Here is a 13,000-nt window from a genome sequence, read left to right on the forward strand (position 1 = left end):
ACGGATTACACGGATTTCACGGTTCTACTCGTTAACCAAAACCGCGTAATCCGTGTAATCCGTGCCTAAAATTTATCGACTGACAGTTGTTCTTCCCGCTTTGCTGCGTGCCTGTACGTTTACATCATACATTGCTTCACATTGAACGGCAGGAAGAATAAAGTTACCTGCATAAGTCGCTTGCAGTCTGACAGTGAATACTTTCGTTTCACCACGACGCAAATTGAAATAAGTCAATACTCTGTCATCGCGTATATCCAGATAATTATATTTGCTGACGGACTTACCGGAATCGTCGGCTGCTACGCTTTCCGTTTCGGGGGCAACCATTCTTTCGTTGTATATTTCCCAACCGGACGGTATGATATGCGTCAGTGCCAGATTGGTGTAGTCGGAAGTTCCGCTAATATTGGATATGGAGGTGATAGCCATAAAGTCAGTTCCCTGTATAATATCATTGACAGAGATCGGTGTACCGTTCAGGTTGGCATATCTTATATCCATGCGAAGATTGTCGCTGATGGCCGGTAATGTATCGTTCAACAACTGTGTGCGTGTGATAAGGTCTACGCTAAGCGCTCCTTTTCCTTGATTTTTCACAGCAATCATACCGGATTTGGGAGTGGTGGCTATTTCCTTCTCAAACACAGCCTTAGCTGATTTCACGGCAGGTTGTTGTTTGTCGTTCCATGTCCATACGAAATCCAGTGTGCCTGACAGCTTTTCGGCCAGACGTCCCATTGCCATAAGAGCAAAAGCGGTGGATTGGGTACTGAACCACTCCTCTTGTGACAGATTCTTTGAAACGACTTTTGCCTGCTGCAAAGCATCCCGTTCCCGGTTCATCAGGATCAGTGTTTCCAGAATCATAGCTTCATCACGGTCGGAGGAACCGTAAATCTGATTCATGGAAGAGTAGGGGCTTACTGTTGTTTCCGCATTATACACCAGTTCTTCAGCCGGTTTCATCTTTCCGGTCAGTGCATAGGTTGCTGCCAGTCTCCATTTAGCCTGAATGGATAATCCTGCCTGTTCTTTCATCCGGTTCATGGCACCATATTCCGGTGCTCCTGCCAATGCAAGCGTATATAAACGGAAAGCCTGTTGCAATTCCGACTGCCATTGTTGCCAGCCGCTTGCATCCTGCGGCATCCGCCAGTTTTGTGCGGCAGCACGTTGGAAACGCTTCCACTTATTCAGTACGTTCGAATGAACGGCGTATCCTTTTTCTTGTGCCAGTGTCAGGAACATTCCTGCATAAGAACTGATCCATTCGTCGGCAACAGCATTTCCCGGCCAATATACAAATCCGCCATTGGGAAGTTGACGACCATAAATCTGCCGGATAGCTTCCTGTACATTTGTCTTTATCTTTTCGGCTTCTATCTTATCTATTGTTTTGAATTGACCGATAAACAGAAGAGGCAAAGCCTTGGAAGTCAACTGTTCCGTACAATGGTGCTGATAGTTGTATAAGAAGTCGAACCGGCGGCTGATGTCAACCGAAGGTATGCGTGATACTTCCAGCTTTATCTGGTTATTTGCAGAAGAACTGCTTAGATTGTATGAAAGTTCTTTGCTTTGTCCGGCTTCTACCCATTGACTGTTGCGCAGGGTTACTACCGGATTCGGGTTGCGTACTTCTATTTCAATGGTTTCTTTCGTTTGTTGTCCGCCACCATTGGCTGTCAGATGGATGGTAGCCTTTCCTGTTTTGCTACCTGTTTTTAAGGTAAAGAACACGAGCTGGTCACCCGGTTGGCTAAATTTGAGCGACTGTTGGTTGGCTCCTACAATCTGTACTCCTCCACCGGACGCCTGAAGTGATACGGTTACATTCTTCACTTGATTTTCCATCGCAAAGATATTGACCGGAACGGTGATTTCTTCCTGAATGCTAAGCACACGGGGCAAGGTGGACAACATCATTAACGGAGTCCGTACAAAAGCCGTTTTTTCCGCATTGCCGTACGCTCCCTCTTGTCCGGCAACCACCATGGCACGTACCGAACCCACATACATCGGAAGTTTCAGCGTATGCGTCTGGCTCTTACCTTTTCCCAGATAGAAAGGACCTACAAACTTGACTACCGGTTTGAAGCGGTTTGCTTTTGCATCGGCAGGCTTCAATGTCGCGTCGCCACCCGTACTGAAAAGCGAACTGTAACTTCCGGCGGAAGCTCCCAATACATTATCATACATATCCCATGTCCGGATGCCGAGTGCTTCGCGTGAATAGAAATCATTCCATGGGTCCGGGGTCTTGAAATTGGTAAGATCCAGCAAACCGTCGTCTACAATAGCTAATGTATAAGTCATCGGTTTTCCGGTCTTTTCGCTGACGGTCACATTGAAGCTGGTTTCCGGGCGTAACACTTCCGGCATCTGTATCTGCGGTTGTAACACCGTCTGACTGTTAGTCACGAATACCGGAACGACGCCATACATACGGATGGGCAGGTCATTGACTGTTTGCGCATGAGGCTGTAACAAACTGATATGCAGATATACATTCGGAGTCATCTCCGGTGTAATCTTGAATGTATATTTCGTATCTCCTCCGTTGGAAACCTCTATCCATTCTTGCCGTAATACGGTAGAACCGTTTTCTATGGATACCAGTGCACGTCCTCCCGCTGCTGCAGGAATGATTGCTGTGGCTGTTTCTCCTATTTCATAAGAGTCTTTGTTCAGCGAGAAAGCAAGCATCTTGATACCGCTGGGATCAGTCTTGCTCGAACGTCCCCGCCATTCCGGCCAGTCAACATAAACTGTACCTCCGGTGGCATGTCCACTCTCTTTATCTTTCACGTAAACCAGATAGCGTCCCCATGACGGATAATCGATACGGAATTTGAAAGATGCTTTTCCGCCTTTTGTCTGTAAATTGCCGCTGGCAACAGGAGTGATGGAACTATTGTTGATATACGTTCCGAAAGATTCACCACTGTTTTCCCACCACCAACTCCAGCCGATGCGGTATATTTTGTATTCCAGATTAGAACTGTTCACTAGCTGTCCCTGCGTGTTTACAGTTACAATATCGAATACATGATCTTTGTCAGTTTCAATATATTTGCCTTTCGGCTGGTTCAGATTGATACCGACATAAGAGGTGAATGGTGAGAATGGAATCGTTTGAGTGTAGATGCTGGCATCTCCTCCCGGTTCGAACACGCGGGTGGTGAAAGTAGCGTTCAGCATACCCGGCGCTTCCGTTGCGGTCGGAACTTTCAGCATGACGTTTGCTTTCCCTTCTGCATCCAGTGTGCCGTCAAATATATCTGTTTTGATAGTCGTGAAATCCGTAGCCGGATTGTTAAAGATATATTGTCCGTAATTCTTGAACTGTGTATTCACTTTCGATAAAGACATTTCTACTTTGGCTTTCAGTTTGGAGGCAGTTGCTCCTGTCAGCCAAGTTGAAGTGAGTGGGGCATAGAAATCCTTGTCCGTGGCTTGAAGAACCTTCGGCAATGCCAGATTTATTTTCAGGCGGTTGGGTTTTATGGTTTCGATACGCAGACCTTTGTGGAAGGTGGTTCCTCCCACCTTGATATACGCATTCCAAAGCCCGGTCGGGTCTGTTGCCTGTGTCGGAACGTCGAATGTATAGAATCCGTTCATTCCTTGTGTTGAAATCATTTTCGTGTAGAACTGTCCCCTCGGATTGTAAATCTCCAATGCTACGGGATGCTTGTCGGGGATTCTCTTTTCGCGGTCTTCCAATATAAAGGAAATATGCAGCGTGTCTCCCGGGCGCCATACCCCTCTTTCGCCATATATGAATCCTTTCAGTCCCTTTTGGATATCTTTTCCTCCCACGTCGAATCTGCTGACGGATTGTTCTTCACCGTCCACAACGCGGACGTATGCCTTTTGCTTTTCCGATTCAGCCACAATTATGAAAGGCACACCGTTCGGAGTGATTTCAACGAATCCTTCCCCATTGGTTTCTCCTTTCCCTATGGGTTGTAACTGGAAGTTATACGCTGTTACCTGTGCTTTCCCTATCGGCTTTGTATCCAAAATATTACTGACAGCAATCCACAGTTTATTCAGTGAGTTCCGTTTTACAATCATTCCCAGGTTGGAAGCAAAAACGTTGCAGGCAGCTATCCGGTCTGAATTCATGTAATAAGACGGATGACAGGGATTGTCGCGTTCCGTCCATCGGTATACACTCCAGTCCATTGTTCCGCCATTGTAATAATAGTAGGCTTCGGGGGTATTCCAGATTGCTTCATCTTCTTCGGACAAGACACTTCCACTTACTTTAGTCAGTCCGTCGGAGGTGCTGCTGTCGGCGAATTTCATATCCTGATTCTCGACTCCTCCACAAGGATAAGCGGAGTATTCCTGACGGAATGAAAGTATTACACGATAGATGGCACCCGGTTCCTGATGGATTAATCCGGCAAGGTCTATCGAGTAATCTCCCCAATGATGAATGTCTTTGGAAGCATCTTTGGCAAGCCATAACGTTTTCTTGTAAACCAGTCTGCCCGAACGGCGCAGCTCATTGGCCGAGGCCAGTGAATTGGTTTGCATAAACATCAATACATTGTTCTCGAAAATGCGGATCACGCTCAAATCCACAGCATACAGGTTGACAGCCCTGAAAGGAATAATCAGACTTTTCGAATCGGGCAGGATAGCGGCGGTAGTAGACATTTCCACTTGTGGTTTCAGACTTACTTCACTGAATGAGATCGTATGAGAAGTTCCCAACGCTTTACCTTGACTGTCTTTGACTCCTTCATGGATATTCAACGTCAGTTTACTTTGTGTGTTTGCTTCGAAATAGATAAAAACTCTGTTCTCGCTGATTTGGAAGATCGATGAGGAGATTTCCGGGATCTCAATCAGTCCTTTTAAATCTAGAGTAGTGGATAGGGGAGCGGAGAAAACAATCTCGATTCCGTTTTCCGGTTGGTCGATGCGTTCGGCAGACATAAAACGAAAACAATCTTTCGCCGGTATCAGTACTTCTTCGCTTTGTTTACGGTCGATGCCGGCCGGGGTGCCGTTGGCTGTGATAGTCAAGGGGTAATCATCAGCTTCTCTGGGGATTTGTCTGATACTAAACAAATACCGGGTATGATTGTCGGTTGCGGTGACTTCCACCGGATAACTCTTTTTCCCGTCACTGGCAGTCAGCATCTTTTCTACCTCTTCCTTTTTCACTACATCGCTGAAACGTATCTCTCCTTTCATATTTATCTCATTCGGTTGGGTAGCTGTAATCGGTAATGATTCCAGTTGCAGGGTGAAGTTACGTTCTTGTACGCGGAATGAGAAGTTGAACTCTTTCAGCTTTTTGTCCACTTCGATGAAGTCTCCGAGCCGGAAAGTTCCTTCGTAAAGTGTTCCCGGTTTCAGCGCTCCTTCTTCAGGCACAAATTCAATGGTATTGTTGCTTACCCAATATGCTTTTCCCTTTAATGAAGGTGAGAAACTGAATGGGTTGCTTTTTAACTCATTGTTCAGATCCACCATGGGTTGGTCGTGGGTCAGTTCTATACGTATGGTCGAGTTTTGCGAGATGACTCCTCCCGTATACGCGTTTACATACGGTGCATAATCGGCAGAAGGAATGATGTCTTTTTGAGTGCGTGTGCATGAATATAGGCCCACAGTTATCATGATGAGCAAAAATAGTCCGGTAGCACTGATGCTACGTGTAGTCTTTGTTTGTCCCATAGCGAGGAGTTTTTTTATAGTTCAACGAACAAATATACAGTTTTTATGCTAAATCCTTTGTTATTCTGATTATTTTTGCAAGTTCTTAATCAATTTATTTATGGGGAAAAAGAAAGAATACAAAGAGGCCAATCGGCGATTTCTGAAAAAGCTGTCTTTTCAGGAGGGTGTTTTCGCATTGCCGGGTGGAATCTATTACAAAGTTTTGGAAACTGGCGAAAGTACGATTTCTCCGGGTGCACGGAGTATTGTTACCGTGCATTACAAAGGAAGTCTGATTGATGGCCGGGTGTTTGATAATTCTTATGAGCGTACTTGTCCCGATGCCCTACGTCTTAGTGATGTAATAGAAGGATGGCAGGTGGCACTTCAGAAAATGCATGTTGGCGATAAATGGATTATTTATATTCCTTATGCAATGGGATACGGTATCAAATCTTTTGATTCTATTCCTGCCTACTCGACATTGATCTTCGAAGTGGAACTGCTGGGTGTTGCATAGAGCATAAAGATGAGCTATAGGGAATCAGATACATGGATATTTTTCTTTTAGCTTCTTCATGAAAGACTTGCTTACTTGTAAAAGTTCCATTTCATTAAATGGAGGAAGCAATATGCAATTGTTGTCTTCAATCGAAACCAGATAGCTTATATTGATAATGTGTGACTGGCTAATCTGGATAAGATAGGGATGCAGACTCAATATCTTTTGTGAGTTTGTATTTCTTCTGAGTGCCAGGATATGATTGTTATTTAATACAGCTTCCCATAGTTTACTCTTGGAGTTATACCGGAAATAGCCAATCTGTTCTAAATGGATTAGTTGCAAGTTTCCAGTTATAGTAGTATATAAAAAGATCTTTTCTTCTTGATTTTTCTCTGTGTTGGTGTGATTGCAATTATCAGTATTCATATTCATTCTATTTATCTTGGTATCTGATTAATCTGTTGATGATGTGAACGTCGTAGTTTTATTTTGCATCAAAAGTAATGGATTGCTTTTAGCTACAAAAATAAAAAGTGTCTCATTCCTGAAATGAGACACTTTTACTAGTAAGAATTATGCTTTTAAAAAAAGGAATTTATTGCTTTACTCTTTGACTATCAATGAATTTGCTGGGTGATACACCATACTTTTCTGAAAAGTTTCGATAGAAAGTTGCCCGGGAGGTGAAACCGCATGCAAACATCAGTTCTTTTACATTACTCTTTGGATTTTCGGCGGCTAGCTGTCTGAAATATTCCAGTCGAAGATAATTAATGTATTCCCGGAAACCTGTAAAACCCCGACTTTTGATTGCTGCTGAAATATCGTGTTCTTGTTTATTCAGAGCTTTGGCTAAAAGTTCTATATTATACCGTTGATCGGTATAGGGATGCTGTTCCTGAAGATAGGTTTCAATCGTTAAGAAGAGCGGGAGAGGAGGAGATGATTTTCCGGCTTGTGGCATTATGGGGCTTTCCGTATTCTTTGCGTTATGAATCATGTTTATATGGTTCGAAAACGGGTTCTCGTAACGTAAATATTGTATGGAGAATAAGACCGTAAAAACGATTGCCATAATGCCGAACAGGTTGAAAACAAATTCATTGATATTTAGAGTGAACAAGATGTATATCCCTAAAAATACGAATAGAAAACCGATGAATAGATACATGTTATTATTTATCCTGCGGTAGGTCTTGTTATTCATCATAGGATAAATAAGAAGAACGAGCGGGGTAAAAACGGATAACAGGAATATGCAAACCCTAAGCTTGACATCTATTAGATGGATATTCGGAATAATTTCATCCATGGAGTGGATGGGAGTGATATTCCCATTGAAGCTTAAATAGCTGATTCCTACGGTTATCGTAATAATGGGTAATAATAGAAAAGTAAATATTCTGAAATGGTTCAGATAGCCCGGCGATAAAGAAGCGATAGGGAACAGGGCTACAATATTTGCTAAAGCATACCATTTGAGCATTTTCTCAATGTTGAGCAATTCTGTGAAGTTGTATTCCGGAGTGTCTGTGACAATTGTCAGCCATCCGATATTTTCCCATGAAAACATAATACCGATGCCGGTAGCTATAATTCCCCAATATAATTTCGGATAATTATCTTTGGCGCGTATGATAAGGATGATTCCTATAATTAACGCAATCAGATCAAGTGTAAGCTCAATAGATAGATGTGTAATTCCCATTTTTTTTGACGTGTTTCTATTCCTTGCCAGTCAGTGTGTAAATGTTTCCCGTACAAAGGTAGGTAAAATAGAAATATCAGGCAATAAAAAAGGACGTGGCTTTGAAGAAACTTAGTTGTGCGGTAATATGCTATATTTCTTTCGCTGAATCATTTTCGGCCAATTCTTTGATCTCTTTATTCAAAAATACAGAAAGCACAGTTCTCACTATGACTACTCCACCTAGGATTGCCAATTCGTCCAACGTCGGATCAACCACTGTTTTTAGTATGTCGGAAGCAATTAGAAACTCCAATCCAAGCAAAAGGTAAGTACCAAAATCCGCCCTCAACTGTCGTATATTGTTAACCGTATATGTTCCGTTGAATCGTTTTATCTCATTGCGTAAAAAGGCAATGAAGCAGACTAATACTCCGTAAGTGACAATTAGCAGACTAATAACACTGATAATAGTGGCAAGTGTATTTAAGAATGTGAGTAGCATTGTTGTATAATGTTTTAGTATCTGTTATGTAAACAGGCGAAGTCGTACAAAAGTTCTCGAATTAGCTACATTATTTGCTCTTGCAGGTTTATATTAAGTTATATCTGTTGATGAATGGAGATGTATACCTATTCAAAAGGGAATGTGGTTGTAAATAACGGAAAGGCTACCTTTGATCTTAATTCTTATAATGAGTATAGTGCTGATTTCTTAAATGTTCTTAATCTTATTTGCGTATCAATGAAATATAAGTCACCATCAATACCATATAATACATTGTTAGGGACAGCGTCAAAGATTTTGTATTGTTCATTATGGAATTCATCTATATAGTCCATTTCAAAACCAAGTGCTTCCATATATTCAGCTATTTCATCTTCTGTAGCCTTAAATAATGTCTGGAATGAAGTGTTTGTAACTGCCATCTATTACAAGTTACTACAAAAAAACTCCTGCAATCGCAAGGACTACAGGAGTTTATCTATATAAAGTAATCTGAATTACTTGCTTAAAGCCTGAGCTACATCAACCGCACAAGCTACTGTACAACCTACCATCGGGTTGTTACCAATTCCCAGGAATCCCATCATTTCTACGTGAGCAGGAACTGATGAAGAACCAGCGAACTGAGCGTCTGAGTGCATACGGCCCATCGTGTCAGTCATACCATAAGAAGCAGGACCGGCAGCCATGTTATCCGGGTGAAGAGTACGACCTGTACCACCACCAGAAGCAACAGAGAAATAAGGTTTGCCAGCAAGAACACGTTCTTTCTTGTAAGTTCCTGCAACTGGGTGTTGGAAACGGGTCGGGTTAGTAGAGTTACCTGTGATAGATACGTCTACACCTTCTTTCCACATGATAGCTACACCTTCACGAACGTCGTCAGCACCATAACATTTTACTTTTGCACGAGGACCGTCAGAGTAAGCGATTTCGCGAACAACTTTCAGTTCACCTGTGAAGTAATCGAATTGAGTCTGAACATAAGTAAAGCCGTTGATACGAGAGATGATCTGAGCAGCGTCTTTTCCAAGACCGTTCAGGATGCAACGCAACGGTTCTTTACGTACTTTGTCTGCTTTTGCAGCGATTTTGATAGCACCTTCAGCAGCAGCGAAAGATTCGTGACCTGCCAGGAAAGCGAAACATTTAGTTTCTTCGCGCAGCAACATAGCAGCCAGGTTACCATGACCGATACCAACCTTACGGTCGTCAGCTACAGAACCCGGGATACAGAATGCTTGCAAACCGATACCGATAGCTTCAGCAGCTTCAGCAGCGTTTGTGCAGTTCTTCTTAAGAGCGATAGCAGTACCTACTACATAAGCCCATTTTGCATTTTCAAAGCAGATAGGCTGAGTTTCTTCACACGTTTTATAAGGATCAAGTCCGGCAGCTTCGCAGATAGCGTTAGCTTCTTCGATGTCTTTGATGCCGTTAGCGTTCAAGGCTTCAATGATACCTTTGATACGACGGTCTTGGCTTTCGAATTTTACTTCTCTAATCATAGTTTCTTTCCTCCTTATATTATTCGTGACGTGGATCAATAGATTTAACTGCTCCCTGTTCTGCTGTTACGCGTCCATAAGTACCTGTAACTTTCTTCAAAGCTTCGTTAGCATCAGTACCTTTCTTGATTTCGTCCATGAACTTACCCATGTGTACGAATTCGTATCCGCAGATTTCGTCGTTCTTGTCCAAGAAGATTTGTTTGATATAACCTTCTGCCATTTCAAGGTAACGAGGACCTTTAGCCAAAGTACCATAAAGAGTACCTACCTGGCTACGCAGACCTTTACCCAAGTCTTCCAAACCTGCACCGATAATCAAACCACCTTCAGAGAAAGCTGATTGAGTACGTCCGTATACGATTTGCAAGAAAAGTTCGCGCATTGCAGTATTGATAGCGTCGCAAACAAGGTCAGTGTTTAATGCTTCAAGAACTGTTTTACCCGGAAGGATTTCAGAAGCCATAGCAGCTGAGTGAGTCATACCAGAGCAACCGATTGTCTCGATCAAGGCTTCCTGGATGATACCTTCTTTAACGTTCAGTGTCAGTTTACAAGCACCTTGTTGAGGAGCGCACCAACCGATACCGTGTGTCAAACCAGAAATATCAACGATTTCTTTAGATTTTACCCATTTGCCTTCTTCGGGTATGGGAGCCGGTCCATGGTTAGGACCCTTCTTTACAACACACATGTGTTCCACTTCGTGTGAATAAGTCATAATTAGCTCTTTTTTTAAGTGATATAATTAAAAATACGTAGTCACGATTCTCTAAATCGCCCACAAAGGTAGTCGATTTATTTGTTTCTGCAAATCGCCTTTTATTACTTTTTTGTGAAAAGAGACAAATCTGTTTCCGTTTTTTTCTTCGTTTGTAAAGTCGGGATTGCATTTGTGAAAGATTGAAGCTGGGAGAACTATCTATTCTTTGCTTTGTTGTTATTAGAAAACGAAAATTTATGGAACTGAATCAAGTAGATATACATTATTTAATAGGGGCAATTTGCGTTATTTCATCTGCGCTTATTTTTTATACGATAGGTGTTTGGGGCGAACGTATTCAAAAGAAATTGAAGTTTTGGCATATCATTTTCTTCCTTCTCGGTTTGCTTGCCGATACGGTTGGCACAAGCCTGATGGAGCACATCGCCGAACTGACTCATCTACATGACGAAATTCATACGGTGACGGGAACTATTGCTATTCTTCTAATGTTTGTGCATGCTTCGTGGGCAATATGGACTTATGTAAAGGGATCACCTAAAGCTAAAAAGCATTTTAATCGTTTCAGTATTGTGGTTTGGTGCATTTGGCTCATACCTTATTTAATAGGTGTGTATCTGGGGATGCATTTACATGCATGATAAGCTGCCTGAATAGGGGCATATATTCATAAATAAACTAGCAATATCCCTGTCGGCCGTCTATTGTTGGCTAGCTGGACAACTCCTGTTGTCTGATCGGATGACTGGAATTGACTATATGGTCGACTATAGTCGGCCGATGTTATATAGCCATTTTCGCTATATAATGAGACTGTGAAATGCATATATTGTGAAGGTGTGAATGGTGTGAATACCGTATTTTATTTGATTAGTTCACCGGAAGCACCTGTAAATGAGTTGATATGCGTCTTGTGAAAGACGTGAAGAGTGGATAATGAAGTTAAGATAGGTAAGATTGTGCAAGGATTATCATCAGATGTAGAATAAAATTCGTAGCTTTGCCACATAATTTATAAGAAAGATTATGATCGAAGTTGTAGAATCTGCATTGCAAAAGGCAGCGGGTGAAGGAATGGATGAATTCATCCAAGTGTTTACTGATAAATATAAGGAGGTGATTGGTGGTGAATTGACTGCTGATACGATGCCTTTGCTCACTGGTGAGCAACATTCTTTGCTGGCATATCAGATTTTTCGTGATGAAATAATGGTTGGCGGTTTTTGCCAATTAATTCAGAACGGCTATGGTGGATATATCTTTGATAATCCGTTTGCGAAAGTGATGCGTTTATGGGGGGGCAGAAGAATTCTCTAAATTAGTCTATAAGGCTAAGAAAATCTTTGATGCCAACCGGAAAGACTTGGAGAAGGAACGGACAGATGATGAATTTATGGCTATGTATGAGCAATATGAAGCTTTCGATGAACTTGAAGAGACTTATTTGGAAATGGAAGAACAAGTTACAGCATTGATTGCGAGTTATGTGGATGATCACTTAGAGCTTTTTGCAAAAATAATAAAGTAATGGATGCAGTATTTTTTAAGTCCTTGCATTTATTAATTATGAATTAGAATTTATATCTTTGCAAAATCTAAAAAATATGTTTATGAAACAGATGAAATTTTTCTTGGTGGCTTTGATGGCTGTGGTTATGGGGATGTCGGTTACTTCATGTATGAATGGAGACGATAACCACAATGTTACGATGACTGTTCCTGTTAAGTATAATTATGGATCGTTTTTAATGGGAGATGCAACTACGAAGTTGGTTCCAACTACAGAATTGGGCTTCTTGGATGGGACTATGTATATAATTTCATGCCAATATGACCAATCACAGGTGACAGCAAATAGTAACAGCATATCAGTCACTCTGTTATCTACTCCACTTTGTATTGACCCTAAAAGTAATGAAAGTTTGACTACAATAAAAGCAGACCCTACTAATCCTCTTTATTCATTGGATAAACAACAGTCAAGTTTGGTTTACTATGATAAAAATACGATTGTTTTGACAATGCCATATTGGGTGAAAGTTACAAATTCTAGTGTTGAAGATTCAGAGGTAAAGAAACATTCATTTGTTCTTTCCTATGATCCTACTGCAATGACAGCTTCTGACACTAAGTTAAAACTGTATATCAGCCATGTTGTTGAGGATGCAGGTGAGACGGTAACTCGTTCAAATTTTACATATGCTTATAGAGCTTATTCAATAAGGGCTGCTCTTGCTGCATTTAAAGAAAAAACAGGTAAATTACCGAAATATTTGGAACTGACTGCTCAAACCAATAATTCAAAGGATGAATTGAAAGAAGGGAATGGAGAAACTTCGGTTGAATATGATTACGCATTTACAGAATAACATTGAACTACAAA

9 protein-coding genes and 2 pseudogenes are annotated in these 13,000 nt (G+C 41.6%); 4 read left to right on the top strand and 7 right to left on the bottom strand.

What is annotated here, in order from left to right; translation table 11 throughout:
• Positions 1–72 precede the first annotated feature (72 nt).
• Positions 73–5,703, bottom strand: a complete 5,631-nt coding sequence (locus tag NXX38_RS15485) for an alpha-2-macroglobulin (RefSeq protein ID WP_258980089.1) — start codon at positions 5,701–5,703, stop codon at positions 73–75.
• 100 nt (positions 5,704–5,803) lie between these two features.
• Between NXX38_RS15485 and NXX38_RS15490 the strand changes: the two genes are divergently transcribed.
• Positions 5,804–6,205: an FKBP-type peptidyl-prolyl cis-trans isomerase gene (locus NXX38_RS15490; protein WP_074556384.1), complete on the top strand. Its 402-nt coding sequence runs from the start codon at positions 5,804–5,806 to the stop codon at positions 6,203–6,205.
• Positions 6,206–6,229: 24 nt separating this feature from the next.
• Here the strand turns inward: NXX38_RS15490 and NXX38_RS15495 are convergent, their stop codons facing one another.
• The 6 genes and pseudogenes from NXX38_RS15495 to NXX38_RS15520 all read right to left on the bottom strand — a co-directional run bounded on the left by NXX38_RS15495 (position 6,230) and on the right by NXX38_RS15520 (position 10,614).
• A complete protein-coding gene (locus NXX38_RS15495) occupies positions 6,230–6,616 on the bottom strand; it encodes a LytTR family transcriptional regulator DNA-binding domain-containing protein (protein WP_148366370.1) in 387 nt (128 codons plus the stop codon).
• A 169-nt stretch (positions 6,617–6,785) separates the two neighbouring features.
• The gene (locus tag NXX38_RS15500) at positions 6,786–7,898 is read right to left on the bottom strand and encodes a helix-turn-helix domain-containing protein (protein WP_148366095.1); all 1,113 of its coding nucleotides are present in this window, start codon (positions 7,896–7,898) and stop codon (positions 6,786–6,788) included.
• A 130-nt stretch (positions 7,899–8,028) separates the two neighbouring features.
• Positions 8,029–8,382, bottom strand: coding sequence for a DUF1622 domain-containing protein (locus NXX38_RS15505; RefSeq protein WP_099146399.1), 354 nt, complete (start codon positions 8,380–8,382; stop codon positions 8,029–8,031).
• 185 nt (positions 8,383–8,567) lie between these two features.
• Positions 8,568–8,771: pseudogene (locus NXX38_RS15510) on the bottom strand (hypothetical protein); the annotation flags it as partial.
• A 111-nt stretch (positions 8,772–8,882) separates the two neighbouring features.
• Positions 8,883–9,893, bottom strand: coding sequence for a GGGtGRT protein (locus tag NXX38_RS15515; RefSeq protein ID WP_005677721.1), 1,011 nt, complete (start codon positions 9,891–9,893; stop codon positions 8,883–8,885).
• Positions 9,894–9,912: 19 nt separating this feature from the next.
• Positions 9,913–10,614, bottom strand: coding sequence for an iron-sulfur cluster assembly scaffold protein (locus NXX38_RS15520; protein ID WP_004296942.1), 702 nt, complete (start codon positions 10,612–10,614; stop codon positions 9,913–9,915).
• 239 nt (positions 10,615–10,853) lie between these two features.
• Here NXX38_RS15520 and NXX38_RS15525 point away from each other — a divergent pair, with 239 nt between their 5' ends.
• The 3 genes and pseudogenes from NXX38_RS15525 (at position 10,854) to NXX38_RS15535 (ending at position 12,986) form a co-directional block, all read left to right on the top strand.
• Positions 10,854–11,258, top strand: coding sequence for an HsmA family protein (locus NXX38_RS15525; protein ID WP_148366097.1), 405 nt, complete (start codon positions 10,854–10,856; stop codon positions 11,256–11,258).
• 385 nt (positions 11,259–11,643) lie between these two features.
• A pseudogene (locus tag NXX38_RS15530) lies at positions 11,644–12,145 on the top strand (DMP19 family protein).
• 82 nt (positions 12,146–12,227) lie between these two features.
• Positions 12,228–12,986 (top strand): hypothetical protein, encoded by a 759-nt coding sequence (locus tag NXX38_RS15535; RefSeq protein WP_148366100.1) that lies wholly within the window; start codon positions 12,228–12,230, stop codon positions 12,984–12,986.
• Positions 12,987–13,000 lie beyond the last annotated feature (14 nt).

Source organism: Bacteroides sp. BFG-637, from assembly GCF_024793605.1.
Lineage (GTDB): Bacteria > Bacteroidota > Bacteroidia > Bacteroidales > Bacteroidaceae > Bacteroides > Bacteroides vicugnae.